26 protein-coding genes are annotated in these 20,744 nt (G+C 49.7%); 9 read left to right on the top strand and 17 right to left on the bottom strand.

Annotated elements, in window-relative coordinates:
* Positions 1 to 135: 135 nt before the first annotated feature.
* Together EHSB41UT_RS03750 and EHSB41UT_RS03755 are read left to right on the top strand one after the other, a co-directional pair.
* Positions 136 to 996, top strand: a complete 861-nt coding sequence (locus tag EHSB41UT_RS03750) for a LysR family transcriptional regulator (RefSeq protein WP_087107068.1) — start codon at positions 136 to 138, stop codon at positions 994 to 996.
* Positions 997 to 1,030: 34 nt separating this feature from the next.
* Positions 1,031 to 1,330 carry a hypothetical protein gene (locus EHSB41UT_RS03755; protein ID WP_087107070.1) on the top strand — a complete coding sequence of 100 codons (300 nt, stop codon included), beginning with the start codon at positions 1,031 to 1,033 and terminating at the stop codon, positions 1,328 to 1,330.
* A gap of 321 nt (positions 1,331 to 1,651) precedes the next feature.
* Here EHSB41UT_RS03755 and folD read toward each other — a convergent pair whose 3' ends face one another.
* The 3 genes from folD to EHSB41UT_RS03770 form a co-directional block, all read right to left on the bottom strand.
* Positions 1,652 to 2,551: a bifunctional methylenetetrahydrofolate dehydrogenase/methenyltetrahydrofolate cyclohydrolase FolD gene (folD, locus tag EHSB41UT_RS03760; protein ID WP_087107072.1), complete on the bottom strand. Its 900-nt coding sequence runs from the start codon at positions 2,549 to 2,551 to the stop codon at positions 1,652 to 1,654.
* A gap of 106 nt (positions 2,552 to 2,657) precedes the next feature.
* Entirely contained in the window at positions 2,658 to 2,966 is a 309-nt protein-coding gene (locus EHSB41UT_RS03765; protein ID WP_087107074.1) for an ArsR/SmtB family transcription factor, read from the bottom strand.
* Positions 2,967 to 2,972: 6 nt separating this feature from the next.
* On the bottom strand, positions 2,973 to 3,428 hold the full coding sequence (locus EHSB41UT_RS03770) for an OsmC family protein (protein WP_087107076.1): 456 nt from the start codon (positions 3,426 to 3,428) through the stop codon (positions 2,973 to 2,975).
* A 183-nt stretch (positions 3,429 to 3,611) separates the two neighbouring features.
* Here EHSB41UT_RS03770 and EHSB41UT_RS03775 point away from each other — a divergent pair, with 183 nt between their 5' ends.
* Positions 3,612 to 4,829: a glycoside hydrolase family 5 protein gene (locus EHSB41UT_RS03775; RefSeq protein WP_207626559.1), complete on the top strand. Its 1,218-nt coding sequence runs from the start codon at positions 3,612 to 3,614 to the stop codon at positions 4,827 to 4,829.
* Positions 4,830 to 4,904: 75 nt separating this feature from the next.
* Here the strand turns inward: EHSB41UT_RS03775 and EHSB41UT_RS03780 are convergent, their stop codons facing one another.
* From EHSB41UT_RS03780 to dpaL, 4 genes are all read right to left on the bottom strand, one after another.
* Entirely contained in the window at positions 4,905 to 5,282 is a 378-nt protein-coding gene (locus tag EHSB41UT_RS03780; protein ID WP_087107077.1) for a RidA family protein, read from the bottom strand.
* Positions 5,283 to 5,411: 129 nt separating this feature from the next.
* Positions 5,412 to 6,839: an alanine/glycine:cation symporter family protein gene (locus tag EHSB41UT_RS03785; protein WP_087107079.1), complete on the bottom strand. Its 1,428-nt coding sequence runs from the start codon at positions 6,837 to 6,839 to the stop codon at positions 5,412 to 5,414.
* Positions 6,840 to 6,925: 86 nt separating this feature from the next.
* Positions 6,926 to 8,092, bottom strand: coding sequence for a M20 aminoacylase family protein (locus EHSB41UT_RS03790; RefSeq protein WP_087107081.1), 1,167 nt, complete (start codon positions 8,090 to 8,092; stop codon positions 6,926 to 6,928).
* 153 nt (positions 8,093 to 8,245) lie between these two features.
* Positions 8,246 to 9,448, bottom strand: coding sequence for a diaminopropionate ammonia-lyase (gene dpaL, locus EHSB41UT_RS03795; RefSeq protein WP_087107083.1), 1,203 nt, complete (start codon positions 9,446 to 9,448; stop codon positions 8,246 to 8,248).
* A 488-nt stretch (positions 9,449 to 9,936) separates the two neighbouring features.
* On the opposite strand from dpaL, the gene EHSB41UT_RS03800 reads away from it, so the two are divergent.
* Positions 9,937 to 10,872, top strand: a complete 936-nt coding sequence (locus EHSB41UT_RS03800) for a LysR family transcriptional regulator (RefSeq protein WP_087107946.1) — start codon at positions 9,937 to 9,939, stop codon at positions 10,870 to 10,872.
* Positions 10,873 to 11,011: 139 nt separating this feature from the next.
* Here the strand turns inward: EHSB41UT_RS03800 and EHSB41UT_RS03805 are convergent, their stop codons facing one another.
* The 4 genes from EHSB41UT_RS03805 to EHSB41UT_RS03820 all read right to left on the bottom strand — a co-directional run bounded on the left by EHSB41UT_RS03805 (position 11,012) and on the right by EHSB41UT_RS03820 (position 12,924).
* Positions 11,012 to 11,386, bottom strand: a complete 375-nt coding sequence (locus tag EHSB41UT_RS03805) for a DUF4870 family protein (protein ID WP_087107085.1) — start codon at positions 11,384 to 11,386, stop codon at positions 11,012 to 11,014.
* Positions 11,387 to 11,522: 136 nt separating this feature from the next.
* Complete coding sequence (gene tatA, locus EHSB41UT_RS03810; protein ID WP_087107086.1) at positions 11,523 to 11,693, bottom strand: twin-arginine translocase TatA/TatE family subunit; 171 nt, start codon at positions 11,691 to 11,693, stop codon at positions 11,523 to 11,525.
* A gap of 32 nt (positions 11,694 to 11,725) precedes the next feature.
* A complete protein-coding gene (locus EHSB41UT_RS03815) occupies positions 11,726 to 12,247 on the bottom strand; it encodes a 4Fe-4S dicluster domain-containing protein (protein ID WP_087107948.1) in 522 nt (173 codons plus the stop codon).
* Positions 12,247 to 12,924, bottom strand: coding sequence for a TorD/DmsD family molecular chaperone (locus EHSB41UT_RS03820; protein ID WP_087107088.1), 678 nt, complete (start codon positions 12,922 to 12,924; stop codon positions 12,247 to 12,249). The genes EHSB41UT_RS03815 and EHSB41UT_RS03820 overlap by 1 nt, the downstream gene beginning before the upstream one ends.
* A 157-nt stretch (positions 12,925 to 13,081) precedes the next feature.
* Here EHSB41UT_RS03820 and EHSB41UT_RS03825 point away from each other — a divergent pair, with 157 nt between their 5' ends.
* Genes EHSB41UT_RS03825 through EHSB41UT_RS03835 form a run of 3 tightly spaced genes read left to right on the top strand, consistent with a single transcriptional unit; the run spans position 13,082 to position 15,071 of the window.
* Positions 13,082 to 14,197: an MFS transporter gene (locus EHSB41UT_RS03825; RefSeq protein ID WP_087107090.1), complete on the top strand. Its 1,116-nt coding sequence runs from the start codon at positions 13,082 to 13,084 to the stop codon at positions 14,195 to 14,197.
* Positions 14,194 to 14,745, top strand: coding sequence for a hypothetical protein (locus tag EHSB41UT_RS03830; protein ID WP_133060381.1), 552 nt, complete (start codon positions 14,194 to 14,196; stop codon positions 14,743 to 14,745). The genes EHSB41UT_RS03825 and EHSB41UT_RS03830 overlap by 4 nt, the downstream gene beginning before the upstream one ends.
* Before the next feature lie 2 nt (positions 14,746 to 14,747).
* On the top strand, positions 14,748 to 15,071 hold the full coding sequence (locus tag EHSB41UT_RS03835) for a hypothetical protein (protein WP_087107094.1): 324 nt from the start codon (positions 14,748 to 14,750) through the stop codon (positions 15,069 to 15,071).
* Positions 15,072 to 15,139: 68 nt separating this feature from the next.
* On the opposite strand, the gene EHSB41UT_RS03840 is transcribed toward EHSB41UT_RS03835, so the two are convergent.
* The 4 genes from EHSB41UT_RS03840 to moaB all read right to left on the bottom strand — a co-directional run bounded on the left by EHSB41UT_RS03840 (position 15,140) and on the right by moaB (position 18,309).
* Positions 15,140 to 16,825: a DUF7910 domain-containing protein gene (locus tag EHSB41UT_RS03840; RefSeq protein ID WP_087107096.1), complete on the bottom strand. Its 1,686-nt coding sequence runs from the start codon at positions 16,823 to 16,825 to the stop codon at positions 15,140 to 15,142.
* Between the two features lie 166 nt (positions 16,826 to 16,991).
* Positions 16,992 to 17,237 carry a molybdopterin synthase sulfur carrier subunit gene (gene moaD, locus EHSB41UT_RS03845; RefSeq protein ID WP_087107098.1) on the bottom strand — a complete coding sequence of 82 codons (246 nt, stop codon included), beginning with the start codon at positions 17,235 to 17,237 and terminating at the stop codon, positions 16,992 to 16,994.
* Positions 17,234 to 17,770 carry a cyclic pyranopterin monophosphate synthase MoaC gene (gene moaC / locus EHSB41UT_RS03850; RefSeq protein WP_087107100.1) on the bottom strand — a complete coding sequence of 179 codons (537 nt, stop codon included), beginning with the start codon at positions 17,768 to 17,770 and terminating at the stop codon, positions 17,234 to 17,236. Before moaC ends, moaD begins: the two co-directional genes overlap by 4 nt.
* Positions 17,767 to 18,309 (bottom strand): molybdenum cofactor biosynthesis protein B, encoded by a 543-nt coding sequence (moaB, locus tag EHSB41UT_RS03855; protein WP_087107102.1) that lies wholly within the window; start codon positions 18,307 to 18,309, stop codon positions 17,767 to 17,769. The genes moaC and moaB overlap by 4 nt, the downstream gene beginning before the upstream one ends.
* A 269-nt stretch (positions 18,310 to 18,578) precedes the next feature.
* Here moaB and EHSB41UT_RS03860 point away from each other — a divergent pair, with 269 nt between their 5' ends.
* Together EHSB41UT_RS03860 and EHSB41UT_RS03865 are read left to right on the top strand one after the other, a co-directional pair.
* Positions 18,579 to 18,899, top strand: a complete 321-nt coding sequence (locus EHSB41UT_RS03860) for a c-type cytochrome (protein ID WP_087107104.1) — start codon at positions 18,579 to 18,581, stop codon at positions 18,897 to 18,899.
* A 101-nt stretch (positions 18,900 to 19,000) separates the two neighbouring features.
* On the top strand, positions 19,001 to 19,375 hold the full coding sequence (locus tag EHSB41UT_RS03865) for a hypothetical protein (protein ID WP_133060382.1): 375 nt from the start codon (positions 19,001 to 19,003) through the stop codon (positions 19,373 to 19,375).
* On the opposite strand, the gene mobA is transcribed toward EHSB41UT_RS03865, so the two are convergent.
* On the bottom strand, positions 19,357 to 19,947 hold the full coding sequence (mobA, locus tag EHSB41UT_RS03870; RefSeq protein ID WP_087107108.1) for a molybdenum cofactor guanylyltransferase: 591 nt from the start codon (positions 19,945 to 19,947) through the stop codon (positions 19,357 to 19,359). The two genes, EHSB41UT_RS03865 and mobA, sit on opposite strands and share 19 nt — an antisense overlap.
* Positions 19,948 to 19,993: 46 nt before the next feature.
* Entirely contained in the window at positions 19,994 to 20,611 is a 618-nt protein-coding gene (locus tag EHSB41UT_RS03875) for a trimeric intracellular cation channel family protein (protein ID WP_087107110.1), read from the bottom strand.
* Positions 20,612 to 20,744: the final 133 nt, after the last annotated feature.

Here is a 20,744-nt window from a genome sequence, read left to right on the forward strand (position 1 = left end):
TCCTGTAGAATTCATTCACGTTTCGACGCGGTGAGTCTACGCAGTGGCTCTTATTCGCTGAAATACCGTTTTCATATCATGTCCATAAGCACAGGTTATACAAAGTTATAACCTGCCTTCCGGGATACCATCATTTTGGATTTGAAACTCCTGCGACAGTTTGTTGCTGTCTATGAAGAGAAGAACATGACTCGGGCTGCCAGCCGGTGTCATATTTCTCAACCCGCGTTGTCTAATGGCATCCGCCACCTCGAAGAAGATTTGGGTCAGGTTCTGTTTGAGCGCACCCGCAGCGGCACGCACCCGACACGTACGGCAGAGCAACTCTATCCGGTCGCTTTGCGCAGCCTGCGGGATTTTGATCAGATCAGTGAACTGTTTTCCGGGGCATCTACCAGCCTGCCTCTGACGCTGGGCATTATGCCGGAACTGCCACAACGACAGATCGCAGCCTTCTACCAGACGCTGCGCTCACTGTTTCCGGATAACCCACTCACGCTAGTGAGTCATGACCAGCCCTGTGAGGCCCGGGTCATTCTGGATGTGATGAAAGATAGTGATGAACTGTTCCAGCCCCTATGGTCCGAACCTTATATGTTTACCGCTCACCGGGATCACCCTCTGGCACAGCTCGAATCGGTGCAGACCAGTGATTTGGATGGACAGGCTTTTATCGTCTGCCCGCCTTGTGAGTCTCACCATCGAACACTTGGTCTTCTGGGGCAAATGGGGCTTAAACCCTCGGTGACACTCAGCGCCGCCACTAAAGATATGGTACGACAGTTGTTGCTGGCCAATGCTGGTGTATCCTTCCTGCCACAGTATATGAGTGAAGAGTGGCAGGAACTGGTTGTGCGTCCGTTTCAGGGGCCATCTTTATCACGCAATGTTGGCCTGTGCTGGAGCAGCAGTCGCCTGCCCTCTCCGGAACTGCAAAAGCTGTTACAGTTTCTGTTAGAACAAGGGGCAGTTCTAACCCACCGGTTTGAATTCTGATAGGATCATTCAAGAACACTTCATGAGAATCACTATGTTACGTTCCCTGATTCTGGCGGCCTTGCTAATGCCAGCCATAGCCAGCGCCGAGATTCTGACCTGCGAACAGCAACAGAATATGTGTGAAGCCCAGTGCCAGGTCACCAATATTGGTGATGATAAGGGTCTGGGAACCTGCAAAGCCAAATGCCTGGGCAAACGTGTGACCTGTTCGGTTTCCAGCGGTGCTGATACCGTAAAAGACGCCACCGAGAATGTGGTCGACGGTGCCAGCAAAGAAGGAGCATCGGTCACGGAAAAAGCCAAAGCCTTCTGGGAAGGGCTGACCGAGTAATCAACAGATAGTAAAAAGCCGCGATTAACGCGGCTTTATTGTATTAGGGCGTGTTGAGGCTTTATGATCGCGCTCAGCTTTCCCGAGAGTTTTCAGGGCTAGGCGCAGCGATGCAGGAATAGTGGTTCTCTTGCAAATCGCTGCAACGACGCCATGGAAGCTCTCGGGAAAGCCCTTCGGGTGAGGCTGGAAGCCGTCCCTCGCTGCGTCAGGCTTGCTTAATGTAGGGCAACTACTATTCTCACAAGCCTTCCTAACGATGAACGGCTTCCAGTCTCACTGAGCCGCATCATAAAACCTCAACACGCCCTAAGACAGAACTCAGACTTTTTCCTGCAGATGCCACCAGGCTGACTTCACAGTGTTCTTCATCAGCATGGTAATGGTCATCGGACCAACACCACCGGGAACCGGGGTGATCTTGCCAGCAATCTCTTTGGCAGCTTCAAAGTCCACATCACCGCTGAGAATGGCTTTGCCGGTTTCTTCGCTGACACCGATACGGTTTACGCCCACATCAATAACAGTGGCACCCGGCTTGATCCATTCAGGCTTTACCAGCCCGGGAACACCCGCCGCTACAATCAGAATATCAGCGCGCTGGCAGTGAGCCGCCAGATCTTTGGTACGGGTATGCACCATAGTGACAGTGCTGTTAGCACCCGGGCCTTTCTGCCCCATCATCACGGAGATTGGCTTGCCCACAATATTGGAGCGGCCCACAACCACAACTTCCGCACCTTCGGTTTCAGTACCAGAACGAACAATCATTTCCTGAATACCGGCCGGTGTGCAGGGCAGATAACGTACCTGATCGCCACCAATCACCATTTTGCCCAGATTCACCGGGTGGAAGCCATCCACATCCTTATCTGGGCTGATGGCATTGATTACCGCATCTTCATTAATGTGTTTTGGAAGAGGCAGCTGAACCAGAATGCCGTGGATTGCCGGATCATTGTTGTACTTCTCAATCAGTGCCAACAGATCCTGCTCGGAGATATCTTCCGGCTGATTATCCTGGACCTCATGGAAACCCAGAGAGAGAGCGGTTTTTACCTTAAGAGTGACATAACTGACCGATGCAGGATTTTCTCCCACAAGAATGGTCACCAGCCCCGGCACGGTTCCATGCTGTTCCTGCATGGCTTTGACTTCGTGTTCCAGCTCCGCAAGGATTTCCTGACGCATCTGGGTGCCGCTGATGATCTCTGCGCTCATCAATCAAACTCCTGTGGTGTTATTTGGGCTGCCTGCTTCCCCCACATGCAGCCCGGGTTGGCCTTGGGCCGCAATCATAAAGGTTTTTTACCGGCTTTTCTTGGTCTTAACAGAATTCACCGTGCAGGAACTCAATCAGTCGAGCCGCTTCCTGGCTGGCCAACGAGTAATAGATGGTCTGGGAATCCCGGCGGGTTTTCACCAGACCATCCTGACGAAGCTTGGCTAGATGCTGGGACAGGGCCGACTGGCTGAGGTCAAAACGGGCATTCAGCTCACTCACCGAATGCTCGCCTTTACCCAGATGGCAGAGGATCAGCAAGCGGTTTTCATTGCTGATCATCTTGAGGAGAGGCACCACATTGCGGGCTTTCGCCCGCATGGTTTTGATATCAATGTCGATCTGCTCAGACATTCCTTTTTACGCTATAGCAACTGACTCAACAGCAGTGTGCTTAACAACGGAGACTTTGGCAATATTGTCGTGCACCGGACAACGGGCACATACCAGATCCAGAAAGGCTTTCTTCTCTTCCTCGGTCATATCGGCATCAATCTCGGCCTTCACTTCAAAGTTCTGGAAACCAACCCGGTCGTCAGTTGGCTTGCCCATCAGGCCGGCAGGATTCATACCCGCTTCCACAGAAACTTTCATGCCCCGCAGATTAATCTTCTGCTGCATGGCGACAATACGACCAATGCTGGCAACACAACCTCCCAGTGAGAACAGGAAATAGTCCAGAGGGGTTGGGCCCTCATCCTGGCCACCAGCCGCCTTGGGCTGATCAATCACCAACTTGTGGTTACCTAGCTGACCATCAATACGGAAGGTGTCGCCCATCTCGCAGGTCACAGAGACCACTTTACTTACAGCCACTTTGTTTTCCTCAGTTAACAGGTCTGTTGATTTAACGCTACATTAGCATAAACTAATTTAGAAACACCAAAACAACATCCCGAACAATTAAAAGAATACGTCGGCAATCCCCAATAAAAGACAACTGTTGCTCAGTGTTATGGTCGCTAGTTCAGCAATTGCATAACCAAAGCAAAAGAGCACGTGAAAACAAAAATATTCCGCAGATATCTGGCGCTACTCACTCTGGTTCTTGCCAGCACACACCCGGCCGTGAGTATGGCATTGGCCAGCAAGGCTACCTTCTGGAACACCCCACAGGATGGTACCAATCAGTTTAATAAAACCCCTACTGAAGATTGGTTTGCGGCGGCCGCCAAAGCGGATGTCGAATGGGTGCGCGTAACCTTTGGCAAATGGAAAGGCCAACAACGGGACTTTCTGGCCGGTAATCTGGATAACTATCAGGGCCTGGTTAAAGAAGATCTGAACACCCTGAAAACCGTACTGGGATGGGCAGAGAAGTATCACTTGAAAGTCGTACTGGCACCACTGGATCTGCCAGGCAGCCGCTGGACTCAGAACAATGGTGGTAAAAAAGACCTGCGTCTGTGGGAGGATAAAGTCTGGTGGCAGCAATCCGCCCGTTATTGGCAGGATATTGCCCAGGAACTCAAAGATAACAAGACCATTGTTGCCTACAACATCATCAATGAACCCACTCCGGAGTTCGGCACCGGTCTGGCTGAGCATGGAAATTCATCCCGCTATAAAAGCTGGTATCAGCAGCATCAAGGCACTAGCCGTGATCTCCCGGCATTTTATAACACCGTGATTGCCGCGATTCGGGAAGTGGATAGTTATACGCCTGTGATGGTTGATGCCGGCTGGTATGCCCAACCGCTGGCGTTTACCTACTGGCCGAAGCTGGACGACAGCAATGTGCTCTATGCCTTCCATATGTATGAACCATTCGACTTCACCAACCGTTCCAACTTCCTGCGCAAAAAGGCCGGTAAAGAACAATACACATACCCGGGCTCCATTCCTTATGCAGGTGAAGTCAGTCATTGGGATAAGCAGGCTTTAGAGAACTGGCTCAACCCGTTTTTTGCCTGGGCGGAGAAACACAACATTCCTGACAGCCGGATTGTGGCGGCCGAGTTTGGCGCCTATCGGATGAATCCGGGTACGTCAGAGTATATGGGCGACTTGCTGGATATCTTTGAAGAACAAGGCATACATTGGGCCTTCTATTCCTTCAGGGAGGATGAGTGGGATGGCTACGACTATGAAATGGGCAACAAGCCGTTGGGCTGGAAATACTGGCAGGCGGTAGAGAAGGGTGAAAACCCGGCGCGGCCCTGGGATAAAAAGAATCCGGTTTGGCAGGAGCTGCAAGAGGTATTGATTGATAGTTAGAGTTCCAACACCACGCATCTCTAAATAAGAGAAAGCCCACATTCCCTGTGAGCTTTCTCTTTATCAAGCTAGAACTTAACCAATCAAGGCAATAGCTTCTATCTCAACCTTGGCTCCCATCGGTAGCTTGGCCACCTGAACACAGGAACGTGCAGGTTTATGGTCACCAAAGAATTCGGTGTAGATTCCATTAACAACCCCAAAGTCATCCATATTGGCCAGGAACACTGTCACTTTCGCCACATCTTTCTCAGTTGCACCGCACTCTTCCAAAATACTTCGCAGATTAGCCAAACTCTGTACGGTCTGCTCCGCAACATCATCAGAAACAAACTGCATGGTTTCTGGATCAAGTGGCAACTGCCCAGAGATATACAAAGTATTGTTTACAACAACAGCGTGTGAATATGGACCTACTGCTTTTGGAGCTTTTTCGGCGTTGATAAGTTTCACTCAAAAATCCTGTCTAATTGTGCGCGCCAACTTGATAACTCAGATAACAGCTGGAATTGGTTGGCCATCTTCACGCCCCTATCCCATCACTATTACCTGACAATTCACTCTTGATATAAATTTTTGTGCTTATGACGGTTGAACAATGCTCTTGGTGGTAGACACCGTGCGAGCCTCAACATTCAAATCAACCTTGGTTACATCAATGGAATAATCCCATTCAGGAACCTTAACTCCAGATGCAATCTGGCGGTCATAGTCTTTCAGGGCAAAGAACACATACTTGCCCAGGAACAGCAAGGCCGTCACATTCAGGAACACCATGATCGCCAACACGAAGTCGACCAGTACAAGCAAGGAATCAAGCGACACCAGGGCACTCAGAACAATCAGTCCCAGTGCAATCACACGATATCCAGTAATAACGTTTACATTCTTTGTAAACCACTGAAGGTTCACTTCGCCGTAATAGATATCGGCCAGCGCAGTTGTAAAGCAGAACAGGAAAATGGCAGCAAAAACAATGAACTTGCCATATTCACCATAAGCCACACTGAAGGTTTCCTGAACCAGAACGATACCAGTTGTGCCGGAATCCATGGCACCAGTGATTAGAATGGTGAATGCTGTGCAGCTGCAGACAATGATGGTGGTGAAGAATACACCCAGCATCGCAGAGAAGCCCTGGTTCACAGGATGCTTTACTACAGCGGTCGCATGCATGCTTGGTGCAGTACCGGTACCCGCATCATTAGAAAACAAACCACGAGCAAGACCAAAACGGAACGCCAGCGCAATAGTGTATCCGCCGACACCACCTGCGGCAGAGTCAAAATTGAAAGCCTGGGTCATGATCAACTGAAAGACATCATCAATCAGTTCAAAATTGGACAGGATGACAAACAGCGTACAGGAGATATAAATCGCAGCCATAAATGGCACGAGATAAGAGGCCACTTCAGCAAGTCTTTTAACGCCGCCAAAAACGACGACACCAACCAGAATAGCCAGCATGATTCCGACATAGAGAGGGTCAATACCGGTGGCACCATGAGCCGCCATTGCAATGGAGTTACCCTGAATCATCAGATAGATAACACCAATGCCAAGAATAATGCTGGCCGAAAACAGCAGGGCCAAAGGCTTATTGTTCATGCCGTAGGTAATGTAATAGGCCGGACCACCACGATAGGTGCCATCTCCATTACTCTTACGGAAGAGCTGTGCCAAAACCGCCTCGGCAAATGAGATAACCATGCCTAAAACGGCTGTTACCCACATCCAGAAGATCGCGCCTGGTCCACCAGAGAAAAGGGCGGCAGCAACACCAACCAAACTACCAGTACCAACCTGTCCCCCCAATGCTGCACAAAGGGCAGAAAAGCCAGAAATTCCGCCCTCACAGGAGTTTTCTTTCTTAAAGTTGGTAAACAGGTTTTTAAAGTAACGTACTTGAGGAAGCCGACATTTAACGGAGTAATACACGCCGGCTACAAAAAGGACTGTAGCAACAAGAAATCCCCAGAATATACCATTCAAGTATTCTATAAATTCCATTCTCGCACCCTCAAAAACCCTGTCAGAACAACAGGGTTTGGTCTGATTTTTAAGTAACGATCACTGTCAAATTAATGAATCACTACTCAGGACAATTGCTGTTCAACGATTTGGCTATAAAAGCCTGCTGCAACGTGAAGGATTTCATCGTTGTAGGTATATCGAGGGTTATGAAGCATTAATCCTTCTTGCCCTTCCGTGCCATTACCGATAAATACATAGCAACCAGACACCGCATCAGCCATGTATCCAAAGTCTTCCGAGAAGCTCTTTGGCTCGTAATTTTTGATCACATTCTCATCACCAACAAGAGCAGTTGCCGCAATCTCTGCAGCCTGGGTAGGCTCTGGGGAGTTGTAGGACACAACAAATTCACGCGACACATCCACATCGCCCTCAATTTCATACGCTGCACAGATGCTGTTGACGACCTGGTTCATGCGCTCTTCAACCAGGTCGACATTTTCTGTACTAAAGGTGCGGTAGTCACCTTTTATAGTAATTTGTGAAGGAATTACGTTACGAGCACCATCCGTAATAATTTCAGTGACAGAGATAACAACTGTTTCCAGTGGATTTACTGTTCTTGAAACAATCGTCTGAAGACCGGCAATAATCTGAGTCGACGCCATGACTGGGTCTTTCACCATGTGTGGTGAGGATGCATGTCCGCCACGACCATAGATATTTATCGTAAACAGGTTCTCGCTCGCCATAACACCACCGGAGCGCATGCCTATTTTGCCAGCAGTCAGACCTGGCAGGTTGTGGTATCCATAAACTTCATTGGCAGGAAACTTTTCAAACAGTCCGTCTTTCATCATCGCCAGAGCTCCGAGACCATGCTCTTCGTCAGGCTGAAAGATAAAGTAGACCGTTCCTTCAAAATCACTCTCTGTGGCCAGATATTTCGCGGCACCCAGCAAAGAGGCAGTATGACCATCGTGACCACAGGCATGCATAAACCCGTCATTTTTAGATTTATAAGGCAGATCACTCATTTCCTGAATGGGAATGCAGTCCATGTCCGCTCGCAGAGCGATTGCTTTCTTTCCTGCAAAAGAGCCGCGCTGCAATACACCGACAACACCAGTACCGCCTATACCTTCATGAACTTCAATACCCCAACTCTTCAGCAATTCAGCAACAAAAAGTGCGGTTTGATGTTCGCTAAAACCAATTTCAGGGTTCGCATGAATATGGTGTCTCCATGCGATCATTTCTTGATTCAGTTCTTTTGAAATAGCTACCATGTTTTCCCAACCTGTCAGACTGCAATAGATTTATTAAAAAATAAAACCTTGACCTGAAAACGAAAGCTGATACTTATAACTTCATAAAGCTGAGTTCAATGATTAAGAACCAGCAACCCAGCTTTATAAAAAGAAAGTTGTAATATGATTCAATCAAAATGAAGCGGAATGACTACCACCCCAGACAACCTTTTGGTAATTCACCGGGTCAGTATTCCCTTCTGTGCTTAGAACAAAGACCACAGAATTGCTATCCAGACCAAAGTGCTTCATAACAGTCTGTCCATCAGGGTGATTGGCCAATGCATATAATGCACCTATTCCGATAGCTCCCGACTCTCCGGACACAACCTTGCTATCACCTGGAACAGGGTTGGCCAGAATGCGCATACCCGTTGCGGCCAATGAGTCATCGCAAGAGAAAAAGCCAGTTGCATTATTTTTCAGAATATCCCAGCCAATAGTACACGGCTCACCACAAGCCAGTCCGGCCATAATCGTATCAAGCTCACCACTGACATAAACAACATCGCCAGCTTTACCGGAGCGGTAGATACAATCCGCTTTTTCTGGCTCAACAATCAGACTGGTAAGAGTTCCCGGGCCATAATGATTAGCAAAGGCACCGAGAACGCCTCCAGCCATTGAGCCTACACCAGCCTGAAGAATGATATGAGTTGGAACCAGCCCAGCCTCATCAAACTGTTCAATGCTCTCACTAACAATGGTCGCATAGCCCTGCATGATCCAGAGAGGGATATCTGTATAACCTTCCCATGCAGTGTCCTGAATAAATTCCCACCCGTTATTGCAGGAGGTATCGTATGCAATACGGACTGTATCATCATAATTGCAGTCAGTTACGATAACCTCAGCACCAAGGTTCTCAATATTTTTGATACGTTCTGCTGCTGTACCAACTGGCATATAAATAACAGCTTTCTGACCTAACTTTTCAGCGGCCCAGGCAATACCACGGCCATGATTTCCATCAGTGGCTGAAGTAAATGTCATCGGTTGATCTATATGCTTTTTGATATTCTCAAGGGTCAGATCACTATCTGCGAGGCCATATTTCTTTCCTAACAGCTTCGCAATTGCAAACGATCCACCAAGAACTTTAAAAGCATTCAGATCAAATCGGTAATCCTCATCCTTTAACAGGATTTTTCCAACACCGATCTGTTTGGCAAGGCCATCTAATGCGTGCAGAGGTGTGCGGCTGTATCCAGGCAACTGGCTATGAAACTTTCTAACTGGATCCAACTCACGACTACTAAAGCCATCACTCATCTTCGGTGATGCAAATTCGTTATCAATACATTTTAAAGCACCAGAAAGGATTTTTTCTGACATATCAATCTAACACCATATAGAAAACCAAAACCGGGCATTAAATGAACTACGGCAAGAGCACGTGGCGTGTTAATCCCAAGTCACACAACATATGGTGTAATTTGACAGCCTTAATTATTTAGAGAAAAACCTTTTTTTTTCATTACCGCAATGACGAAAAGTCATAGATTGAGAAAACATGAGAAATACTGAGGCTTCGAGGGAAATAGAACCTGAATCAAACACAAATTTTAATTGAATCCCTTTTGACACAAGTCAGCAATTCACCACCACTAACCAAAACTTTAATTTTCTAGACTTTATTTTAAAAAATAAAATACCTAACCTGCTCTAGATTAACATCACACCTTTGATACAAAGCAATCTTTCACAGCAGATGCTAGTAAGATTACCTACTCAGGGCTGATGGAGCATCCCATACAATATCTCTAGGCTTGTCAGCACAGAACGGGATCTATCGGTATGTTTTTAATGGAATGTCAGCTCGCATGAAAAGCAGCAGTTTACACCTGTTACGTACCTTTCAGGTTCTTATAGAAGAGTGCCATGTAACCAATGCTGCCGAGAGACTACATATCACCCAGTCTGGTGTGAGCCGACAGCTGACACAATTAAGAGAACTGTTTCATGATCAACTACTCATACGTGAAGGAAATAAGCTCTTACCTACACCGAGAGCAATACAGCTCAAATTTAAGATTGACTGCCTACTGAATGATTTTGAAAATTTAATTGAGCCCGAACTATTTGATCACAAATCCTGGGAAGATAAGTTTGTATTTTCCTCCTCTGATCATATCGCGCAATTTTTTATGCCGGAGCTGGTAAAAAAACTCAGCATTGAAGCTCCAATGCTCGATATCATTTATCGTCTATGGTCTCAAACAGAAATCAGCAAACTTATCGAAAGAGATATCCATCTCGTTTCAACTATGCTCCCTGATATCCCAAGCGGTTTATGTGGAACACTCATTGGAGAAGATCTTCCTGTCTGTGTTATGAGCAAAAGCCACCCTCTTGCCCTTAAGCAGAAAATCAGCTGTCGAGAGTATTGCAGCTATAGCCATGTATCTGTAACCGGTGGTGGTGATAAAGACAGTTTTGTTGATATCTCGTTGTCAGCTCACGGTTTGAAGAGACGCATTCAGTTTTCAGTTCCTTTTTTCACATCAGCCCTCGAAACTGTTTCCCAGTCTGAGATGCTGTTGACGATCCCAATGCATATTGCTCATGGGATGAGAGAAAAATATCCAATCACATACTCACCACTTCCCATACATGTCCCGAATCATAAATACTGGCTTATTTGGCATCCAAAATATGATACTTCGCCATCCCATAGGTGGTTCCGGGAATTTGTATTACAGGTGATGCAAAACTCAATATGTCTGTCAAAAATGGCAAACCATCAAGCTTGTACATAATTTGACTATGAAATGGCGGGACAAGCACTGCCAGTCTCTCATCGCAGCAACAAAGTCACTTGGTGTGCCTGAAGGTACTGATGGAAAGGTAAGCGTATCACTGTCAGGAGCCAATCAGCTCCTGACACATCAACTGCAATTAAACAGTCTTGTCATCAAAGAACTTAAGCATGCCTTTGATCACGCGGTACAGAGTCCAGATAAAGTTACCCACCAGAACCACATAACCAATAAAAATGAAGGAGGTAATCAGACCAACCACCGACCAAATAGCACTGAACAGGAAGGTTCTCCAGATAAATTCAAAGTGCTTTTTGGAAAACTCACCATAGCCGGATTCGTCTTTTTTAATCAGACCAATGATACCGCCAATGATGAAGGTAATACCGAAGACAAAACCTGCCGCCAGCAGAATATAGGCAACCATCGCAGTCTGATGGCCGGGATCCTGCTTTACATCAACGGAGTTATTAGATGGTTGTCCAACGGGGGAATTGGATGCGTCTGCCTGCATTTTTCAGTCCTTAGAATACAGTTTATTGTTTATTTATAATTATTATTAGTATTTGATGGATTAGATTTCAGGAACCTAATCCATCAAATACTACAGACAGTTGTCTTCTATTAACAGTGATTGATCTTAAATCACTTTAAACCTTTTTGGTTTCCGCCTCAGGCTCATCCTTTACTGCTTTGCGGAAGCCCTTCAGCGCACCGCCCAGATCTTCACCCATGGAGCTCAAACGCTTGGTGCCGAACAGGAATACAACAATCATCAAAATAATCAGCAGCTGGGGCATGCTGATACCACCAAATCCCATTGTGTCTCTCCGAATAACAGACCGGCTCAGTATCAGGCTGGCCGCTTTTCCATAGTCAACGCCCGGCTGTAACAGGACAGCGCACAGGCTCCACAGCCTGTACAGGCTTCCAGATTGATTGTTGGAGCACTGCGCTCCAGCAAGGTAATTGCCTGCTCAGTACAACTGTCTGCGCACATATCACAGGGCATGCCTAGTATACGGTCGCAGGGGCCAGCCAATTTGACCTGAGCCTGTATTTTGGTTCCCTGTTCACGATCGAGAGCGCCTGTCGGGCAAGCATCTGCGCACTCGCCACAGAAAGTGCACTGTCCGTAATCCAGATTGAGGACTGCAATGCCATTCAAAGCAGGGTCGGGACTGTCGAGAGATCGGATCAGCCGCTCCGGGCAAGCTTCACGACACAGGTCACAGCGTTCGCACAAGGCAAGATAGCTGCGATTATCCCGTGCCCAGGGTGGACAGGCTTCTGGAATATCCGGGACAGATGTCGCTTTCGCTTCATTCCCGCCCAGCATCCGGAACAGTCCGCGCCGGCTTACGCCTTCGCTCATCAGCGATACAGCCTTGCCGGTTTGATATCAGCACCGGTCATACTCGCCATTTCAGCCAGCACACCTGCGGTCAGCTGAGCCAGCCCTTGATAGAATTCGGTTTCTGCCTGCTGTTCGACCAGCTCGCACAGCCGTGGTGCCCAGGTCATCAGATGATCTTCCAGGAAGGTACGCAGTGAGCAGAAGTAAGGTTGCAGAGGTTCATGTTCTTCCTGCTCCAGGCCCTGCTCGCCCAGCCAGGCGATAAAGGCAAACATCAGGCCGATATGATCATCCGGTTCACGTTCACCGGTCTCAATTTCCATACCGTGCTCACGGAAGAATTTACGCACCGCCAGAGTGGTTTCACCAAAAGTGCTCTGCTCTTCGTTCAGATACACAGAACCCCATGGCGCGGCTTTCAGAGCGTCTGGCCCTACAAACAGATCAGCATAATCCATAGCCAGAGCTTTGCTGTCCGCTGAGATACCGGCCTTCATTTTTGTCAGCCCCACCTGCACATCGGTACGCTCTTCGCCCAGCGGCCATTCATCCAGAAATGCCCCGAGCTCGGTCAGAACTTCTGCCCGTGGAGCCTGATGCCAGAGGTGCCAAAGTACGCGGCCACTCAAAACCATACGTGCCAATTGTTCTTCCTGAACATCTCGCGGGGCATCATTCAACTGGACTTCGGACATGCTGACCTCACCGGGCTGACATAAGGGGAATTCGGGGATGAATAGTGAGGCATCATACGCCGCTGCATCACAACGGATATACGCACTTCCCCAGCCCGCCCTTCATAAGTACGTTCTATGCTTTTAGCTACATAGGAACAAAACACAACACCAGCGGATGTCACCACACCAGTTGCCACATACCCCGGACTCACGCCTGTGCCTGCTTATGGGGGCCATGCACCTGAGCATGGACTTTACTACGGGATGGCTGATCAGCCAGTGGTATCTCCAACATCCGGCCGCCCTGTTTGCCGGAATCGTGTTGCTGTACAACGTACTGGCTTTTTTGCTCCAGCCCCTGTTTGCCCTGATCAGCCATAAGCACACACGTTTATGGCTGGGGCTGGCTTTATGTTTTGCAGGCATAGCTTCTCTGCTGTCGGGCAGCAGCGTCTGGATAAATGTCATTCTGATTGGAGCCGCCAGCGGACTGTTTCATGTCTGTGCTGGCGCTATTTCACTGAACGCTGCGCGAGGTGATGGGTGGCGACTATCCTGGTTTGTAGCGCCTGGGGTTATGGGTCTGTTCGCCGGTCTGGCCATCGGCTCTCATTCTTTGCCATGGTTGCTGTATACCATACCGACTGTTCTTCTGATATTTGCTCTCATTCTTCTATTTATAAACACATCGTCATTTGGTCCGACAGAAGAAACCTCTTCGGATATTCAGTCAGCTGAAACTCCATCGCTTCAACTGCGTGCTCTGTTAAAGGTCACACTTTACGGCCTGCTGTTTGTGGGCACCTGGCGCTCCCTGCTCTGGAGCCTTTACCAGGTTGAAGCCTCATTCAGTGCTTCGACGTTATTAAGCGTTGGTCTGGTGGCTGCTGTCGGAAAGCTGGCCGGCGGCTGGATGCATAAACAATGGGGAAGCGAACCGGTGATATTAATCACCCCTATCGCCGCCCTGTTCTGTTTTTGGATCGCAGCCCAGACCGCTGCGGCAGAGTGGTTGTTGATAGGCCTGGCCTTCCTGCAAGCCAGCACATCCCCTTTACTGGCTGCCATAAACTATTGCCTGCCCCAAAACCCTGCTTTCAGTGCCGCACTGGGGCTTGGAACAACTGTGGCCATTGGCGGCGCTCTTTGCTGGCTGCTGGCACCTTATATTGCCACCCAGATTTCCTTGATTTTGATAATCACACTGACGCTGCTGGCCGGTCTTTGGCTGGTACATTTCATAACAAAGACGCATAACGAAGATATATCCCAGGGAGGGGATAGAGCATGAATAACAGATTTCAGAGAGTCTGGCGGAACACGGGGTTGAGTGCAGTATTGGTCTGTCTCCTATCCTTTATAGCCCTGCCGTCCGGAGCGGACATTGTCGATGACTTTTCCAATCCGGATGTAAAGCTGCGTTTCGCTTCTGTCTATACCGGGAAAGACAACAACAAAACCAGCACGGCTCTGAAGCCCCCGTTCTCACTGATGCTGGTGTGCGCTACGGGCAGCTTCTTTGGCGCCCCGCAAGTCAGCTGGAGTCGTACCCTAAATTGCTCAGCAGACAGGCCGTGCAACCTTATTATATCTCGGCGTTCCATCGAGAATGTTCGGGAAGGTTCTTGTGGCGGCTGGCTGCTAACCCATGGCCGGGACAAAAACGTTGCCTACACCATTGCCGGCTTCTCTCAGCTCCAAAGCACAGCTACAGCCACCCGCTCCCTGATGCCGGAAGGTTACTATCCATTAATGAACCAGGCTGTAAATGGTATTGCTGAACAGGCACTGGATGTTCATATTTTTCCCAATGGCGACCACTTGCAGGCTACACCTTAGCCATGCTGTTTCTTGAAGCCTGGATTATTACCGTTTCGCTGGAGTGCCCGCTGTTGCTCGCGATGCTGCATCGGCAAGGCCCCTGGCAGCGCATTGTGTTCGCCGGCATTGCTGCGACCAGTCTGACCATTCCCTGGCTGTGGTTTATTTTACCGGCCTGGTTGTCCGGCCACTGGTTTCTGATAATTGGCGAGAGTCTGGTGGTGATCATTGAAGCACTGGTGCTCTCCAGCTGGTTGCGCATTAGCAAACTGAGAGGGTTTATTGCGGCACTGCTGGCCAACCTGTTCTCTTATTGGGCGGGAGTCTGGCTGCAAACGCTGTGATGAACGTCCACAAACAAGAAGACCGCAGTCGCCTGCGGTCTTCTTGTTTCATCAGATAGCGGGTTCGCTTACGGACGAATCAGCTCAAAGGTTTCATAACCTTTCACAGAGCCTGCACCAGCGCTCAGGCCGGCACCACCACCGAAGTCAGCACGCAGGTAACGACCATTGGCCGCCTTCAGGGCAACACGGTTATCGCCCAGATCAATCATCTCGAAGGTTTCACGCTCGCCAATACCCTTGCCGTCAGTCTTCAGAGTACCGAACAGCTTGGAATCCAGACGTACATAACGACCATTGTTGGCTTTCAGTGCAACCTTGTTACCGGAAACCTGCTCAATGATATAAGTCTCCCAGGTGCCGATCTCATCAGAGCCGGCAGACAGGAAGCTGTCACCACCGCTCATAGTGCGCATGAAGTGACCATTGTGAGTGCGGAAGTGTACGGCATCGCCATCGTATGGGAAGGCGGCACGGGCCGGATATTCTTCACCCGGGAATACATAGGAACCCAGAACCGCATAGTGGTCAGACAGGTTCCACTCACCCCACAGGCTGTCCGCAGTGGTACGCGGAGCAAACACATGCTGGGTAGATTCCAGAGGGATCAGGTTGTTGCGCCCGTAGAAGGCATAGTCCAAGTATTCGATCAGAGGATCACGAACCCAGTCGTTGTTTACGCTGTCGACAGTCTTGTCGAAACCGGTGTTGGCCGGCTCAATCGCGTCCAGGCTTTCGACCATGGTCTCATAGTCCATTGGCACGGTCAGCTTGTTCACATTGAAGTCACCCGCCATCAGGATCGGCTCATCCGCAGGGATGTTCTTGGAACGGATGAAATCACCCATCTGGGCAATCTGGGACAGACGGGCAGCGGTATTTTCCGGCTCAGGTGCGGACTGCACATGGGTACCAAAGATATGGTACGGCTTGCCCATCTTGCTGATCTTGACATAAATGGTGGCACGTGAGGCTACACACTGCTCGGCATTACAGTCGTTGTAGAACTCATAGTCCTCATCCATGATCGGCCAGCGGGAAACGATACGGTTACCGGCTTCCAGCAGCTTGCCAACCTTGAAGGCCTTACCGGTCTGGTACGGATAGTCTTCACGGATCGCTGCGCGCAGCTTGTCACTTGGGATATCGTCAAACAGTTCGGAGAAAACAACAACGTCGTAGCCAACCATCCACTCAGGCATTTGTTCAAAACGCTCAGGGATTTTCTTGGAACCGAAGAGGGTAATACCCCAGGCATTGTAAACCAGCATATTGAAGTTGTTGGCTGGCGTGTCGCCAATCACAACCGGCTTGCTGTTGATAACGTAGCTGACTTTGTCACCATCAACCTTCTGGGCGATAGTCACGTCTTTGTCATCCCACACAGCATCAGCACGACGGATCGCACCAGTGTCACTCAGTGGCAGATCAAAGTCCTGACCGTAAGAACCTGCAGTAACTGCCTGACCATTAGACTCCTGCACCAGCTCAATCGTTGAGGAGGCACCGTAAACAGAAGTCTTGAAGGAGAAGGTTTCGTCCTGATCCTTGATCAGCAGAACATCGGCCGTTCCCAGAGCAGGAACAGTGGTGTTCAGCTGCTCATAGCTGCCGGGCTCGGCATTACTGACAGTACTGACCGTGATCGGCTCAAGCGTGCTGTTGGTGAGAGTAATGGTCTTGTCGGCCATGGCTGACAGGGAGGCCCCGACCAGCACAGAGCACATAAGCGTTTTTACAAAAGGATAACGCATTATTTTTCCTGTTGTTTTCAACCGGCGGAGTACACATCCCCTGTACGCCGCAGGTCACTTTTTGAGTACTGCCGTGCTCCTAAATACGACAGTGGTTGCGTAGCATACAGACCTCTACTCAAAAAAGTGCTCTTGTCAGGAAAAACAAATCATTATGTGACGCAGTTCACCCTCCGGTCACAGGAGGGAAGAAAGCGACCTCATCGCCATCACTGATTGAGGCACTGTCTTTGGTCATCACCTGGTTTACAGCGACCAGTGTCTTGCGATCCTGGAGAATGGTTTTCCAGAGTTCACCACGCTGCGCCAGTTCTTCTTTCAGAGCAGCTACAGTGGCTACACCTGCATCGACTTCCAGCTGATCACACCCCAACCGGTCACGGTAGCTGGCAAAGAACAACACCTTGATCATACTCTACCCTCCACCTGCGGCTCAGATTCATCCAGAAGCTGCTCTTCAACAAGCCTATCTTCAACAAGATAGTGGCCACTCTTGCCCCCGCTTTTCTCCAGCACGCGAATGCCGTCAATGCGCATGGTCTTGTCTGCAGCCTTACACATATCAAAAACAGTGAGTGCTGCCACTGATGCCGCAGTCAGGGCTTCCATCTCAACCCCGGTTTTACCGCTCAGGCGACAGCAGGTTTCAATACGAATGCGGTTATGCTCGGACTGGATTTCAAAATCCACACCAATAAAGTTGAGCATCAGCGGGTGACAAAGGGGAATCATGGTGCCGCACTGCTTGGCCGCCTGAATACCAGCAATACGGGCCACGGAGAGCACATCGCCCTTCTTGAGACCGTTATCCTGCACCAGCTTCAGGGTTTCCGGCGTCATGGTGATAAAGGCTTCTGCCCGCGCTTCACGACGGCTGTCGGATTTATCACCGACGTCGACCATCCGCGCTTCACCGCTTTCCGCAGTGTGAGTCAACTGGCTCATGCTGTTGCTTCCGAAGCAGATTTCCCAGGCTTCAGCTGTTCAACAAAATTGCACGGACGGTGACGGCTATCCAGCTGCTCACGAATCACCTGCTCCCAGGCAGTACGACAGCCATTATTGGAACCCGGCATCACAAAGGTAATCGTGCCGTTGGCCAAACCGGCAACCGCACGGGACTGAATGGTAGACGTGCCGATCTGTTCAAAGGAGACCTGACGGAACAGCTCACCGTAACCATCCACGACCTTGTCAAACAGTGGCAGAACAGCTTCCGGCGTGCTGTCACGGCCGGTAAAGCCGGTACCACCAGTAATCAGCACAGCCTGCACATTGTCAGAAGCAATCCAGCGGGAGAGCACAGCACGAATCTGGTAAATGTCGTCTTTTACAATCGCCTTGTCAGCCAGCCGATGACCGGCTTCCTGCACACCTTCCACCAGCAGATGGCCAGAGGTATCCGTCTCTTCAGTACGGGTATCGGAGACAGTCAGAACGGCAATATTCAGGGGAATAAAGTCGACAATATGCTTGTGTGCCATGGGTGCATACTCCTTTATCAGTCATGCACTAGGCCTGTTGACGTATAGAGAGAGCACTCAGCTGTCCCGAAGCGTCAACAGACCCTACAGAAAACGTGTTACAAAGCTTGCCAGATTACAGCGAAATTACCACGGCCTGTGATATTGTAATCGCACAAGATAATAGGTACTTCTGCTTACATTGTTTTCGATCAATAGACATACAGTCTGACAATGGCAGAATCGACCGGATAAAAATCAAACACCAAGCCTGAGATGAGGATATAAAAATGAACAACAGGATTCTTAAGTCTGCCGTTCTTGTTGCCGCCACTCTGGTCGTGCCAGGTCTTGCCTCTGCTGCTGGCGATGCTGCTGCCGGTAAAGCCAAATCAGCTACCTGTGCCGCCTGTCATGGTGCTAATGGTAAAGCCATGATTCCCAACTATCCGAATCTGGCCGGACAGAATGCCGCTTATCTTGAAAGCTCACTGAAAGCTTACAAAAACAAAGAGCGTAGTGGTGGTATGGCCGCACTGATGGCACCACAGGCTGCCATGCTGAGTGATGCAGATATTGCCAACCTGGCTGCTTATTACAGCTCACTATAAACGCTCGAATGTGAAGAGGCTCTACGGCCTCTTCCGCACCGTCCCTGTTCCCCACCTGATAGCAACGCTATAATCCCGCTTTTCCCGATATTTGGAAGATTATGTCTGAGATGACTGAAGCCGGCATCAGCCAGGCTACCCGTCAGGCGGTAGTTGATAAGCTGACTGACAATATGAAGCAGCTCTACCCGCTGGCACAGCGCGCGGATGAAGAGCTGGAGATGCTCAAAAAGCAGAACAAGGGTAAATTCAGCGCGATCTTCCAGACCGGCTCACCGTTTGCTGCGGAGTCTGACCGCTTTCTTCCGTATATGGTAGAAGCAGCCAACGAACTGACTGCCCTGCTCAAGATTGACGATGAAGACTTCAAGCCTCAACTGCAGGAGCTAATGCAGAAAATCCAGCTGCTGCATCAGGTTCTTCAGAAGTTTCACGCTGTTACTGATGAAGAAGCCGCTCAGGCCTCTTCTAACTGACACGCCTGCCATTCAGCCGGGGTATTGGCATTGGCGAATGCCCGCTCATGGTCTTCGGGTTCTTTTACGCGAAGACCATCCAGCTTCTCGACTAAACGCCAGAGGGCATAGTCACGGTGATCTTCACTGGCTATGGCAGTCTCCACCACCGCCCGAACATGATCATTCACCGGTAACAGCAGCGGCAGGGAATAGCCGGTAAATTCCACCGGGTAATCCCCTTCAAAATTTTTCACCAGCGTCTGAATATGCTCCGGCTGCAGCAGCGGCATATCGACCGGTACAATCACCAGCGCCTGAGCCTTGGATTCTGCCAGCGCTGCATGAATGCCCGACAGCGGTCCTCGACCGGGAATCACATCCCGCACCCAGTCGCCACCATCACCAATACGGTTGATCATGGTACGGGCAGCACCGGCCTCTTTTAAAACAGCAGCCATATGCAGAAACAGCGGCTGACCATGCCAGGAGAGATGGGCTTTGTCCTGTCCCATCCGGCTGGAACGGCCACCAGCCAGCACTACGCCATCCCAGACGGTATCTGAGTGATTCACAAGAGTAGATTGAGTCATAACGGAATTACTGAGCCCCGACGATCGTGGGGCAAGTGTAACTGATTCAATGCCACCTATCGCTACGATAGTAAAAACGCGGCAGTTCCCAGTTATAGCGGATGGCCAGACAACGCAGGGTAAAACCAAAACCCAGCGTAATAACAATACTGACCCACTCCGGCAGAGAGGTTTGCAGCAGGCCGATATGCAGCCAGGCTGCAGCAAACGCCACGCTGGCATAGAGTTCAGCCTTGAACACCAGAGGAATCCGGTTGCACAGGACATCCCGCAATATCCCGCCAAATACCCCGGTAAATACCCCCATCAGAGCAGCAATAAACCAGCTGTGCCCAAGTGCGAGAGTCTTTTGCACACCAATAACCGTGAAGGTCATCAGCCCAATACCATCAAGAGTGAGGAACAGCAGCCGCAGCGAGCCCATCCAGCGACTGACAAAGATGGTGATCAGGGCGGCAGCCGTCACGATAAGAATAAATTCCGGACGAGCGACCCAGACCAGGGGGTAGTTGCCGATCAGCACATCCCGGACCGAACCACCGCCAATAGCGGTACAGCAGGCAATAAAGATAACCCCGACAGGATCCATATTCCGGCGCCCCGCCGCCAGCGCACCCGACATACCTTCGACAGTAATCGCCAGAATGTAGAGGGCACCGAGCATATTCGTTCCTGATTCTTGGTTGTGTCTGCTTTTAACCAGTTTAGGTAAGAAGCCAACAAAGTTGGTACGAATGGTCGCTTTTCTTTGCAAAGCCACACTGACGGCATCCTTTCGTGGTCGGCGATTGCTGCCG

It is taken from the genome of Parendozoicomonas haliclonae (assembly GCF_900174585.1).
Lineage (GTDB): Bacteria > Pseudomonadota > Gammaproteobacteria > Pseudomonadales > Endozoicomonadaceae > Sansalvadorimonas > Sansalvadorimonas haliclonae.

Excerpts from the sequence above, each read along its gene's own strand:
- EHSB41UT_RS03825 (WP_087107090.1), top strand. The coding sequence starts at position 13,082 with ATGTCACCACACCAGTTGCCACATACCCCGGACTCACGCCTGTGCCTG.
- EHSB41UT_RS03805 (WP_087107085.1), bottom strand. The coding sequence starts at position 11,386 with ATGCAGGCAGACGCATCCAATTCCCCCGTTGGACAACCATCTAATAAC.
- EHSB41UT_RS03860 (WP_087107104.1), top strand. The coding sequence starts at position 18,579 with ATGAACAACAGGATTCTTAAGTCTGCCGTTCTTGTTGCCGCCACTCTG.
- EHSB41UT_RS03800 (WP_087107946.1), top strand. The coding sequence starts at position 9,937 with ATGAAAAGCAGCAGTTTACACCTGTTACGTACCTTTCAGGTTCTTATA.
- EHSB41UT_RS03755 (WP_087107070.1), top strand. The coding sequence starts at position 1,031 with ATGTTACGTTCCCTGATTCTGGCGGCCTTGCTAATGCCAGCCATAGCC.
- moaD (WP_087107098.1), bottom strand. The coding sequence starts at position 17,237 with ATGATCAAGGTGTTGTTCTTTGCCAGCTACCGTGACCGGTTGGGGTGT.
- EHSB41UT_RS03820 (WP_087107088.1), bottom strand. The coding sequence starts at position 12,924 with ATGTCCGAAGTCCAGTTGAATGATGCCCCGCGAGATGTTCAGGAAGAA.
- mobA (WP_087107108.1), bottom strand. The coding sequence starts at position 19,947 with ATGACTCAATCTACTCTTGTGAATCACTCAGATACCGTCTGGGATGGC.
- moaB (WP_087107102.1), bottom strand. The coding sequence starts at position 18,309 with ATGGCACACAAGCATATTGTCGACTTTATTCCCCTGAATATTGCCGTT.
- dpaL (WP_087107083.1), bottom strand. The coding sequence starts at position 9,448 with ATGTCAGAAAAAATCCTTTCTGGTGCTTTAAAATGTATTGATAACGAA.
- EHSB41UT_RS03790 (WP_087107081.1), bottom strand. The coding sequence starts at position 8,092 with ATGGTAGCTATTTCAAAAGAACTGAATCAAGAAATGATCGCATGGAGA.
- EHSB41UT_RS03830 (WP_133060381.1), top strand. The coding sequence starts at position 14,194 with ATGAATAACAGATTTCAGAGAGTCTGGCGGAACACGGGGTTGAGTGCA.
- tatA (WP_087107086.1), bottom strand. The coding sequence starts at position 11,693 with ATGGGATTTGGTGGTATCAGCATGCCCCAGCTGCTGATTATTTTGATG.
- folD (WP_087107072.1), bottom strand. The coding sequence starts at position 2,551 with ATGAGCGCAGAGATCATCAGCGGCACCCAGATGCGTCAGGAAATCCTT.
- EHSB41UT_RS03785 (WP_087107079.1), bottom strand. The coding sequence starts at position 6,839 with ATGGAATTTATAGAATACTTGAATGGTATATTCTGGGGATTTCTTGTT.
- EHSB41UT_RS03865 (WP_133060382.1), top strand. The coding sequence starts at position 19,001 with ATGTCTGAGATGACTGAAGCCGGCATCAGCCAGGCTACCCGTCAGGCG.
- EHSB41UT_RS03840 (WP_087107096.1), bottom strand. The coding sequence starts at position 16,825 with ATGCGTTATCCTTTTGTAAAAACGCTTATGTGCTCTGTGCTGGTCGGG.
- EHSB41UT_RS03765 (WP_087107074.1), bottom strand. The coding sequence starts at position 2,966 with ATGTCTGAGCAGATCGACATTGATATCAAAACCATGCGGGCGAAAGCC.
- moaC (WP_087107100.1), bottom strand. The coding sequence starts at position 17,770 with ATGAGCCAGTTGACTCACACTGCGGAAAGCGGTGAAGCGCGGATGGTC.
- EHSB41UT_RS03815 (WP_087107948.1), bottom strand. The coding sequence starts at position 12,247 with ATGAGCGAAGGCGTAAGCCGGCGCGGACTGTTCCGGATGCTGGGCGGG.
- EHSB41UT_RS03835 (WP_087107094.1), top strand. The coding sequence starts at position 14,748 with ATGCTGTTTCTTGAAGCCTGGATTATTACCGTTTCGCTGGAGTGCCCG.
- EHSB41UT_RS03875 (WP_087107110.1), bottom strand. The coding sequence starts at position 20,611 with ATGCTCGGTGCCCTCTACATTCTGGCGATTACTGTCGAAGGTATGTCG.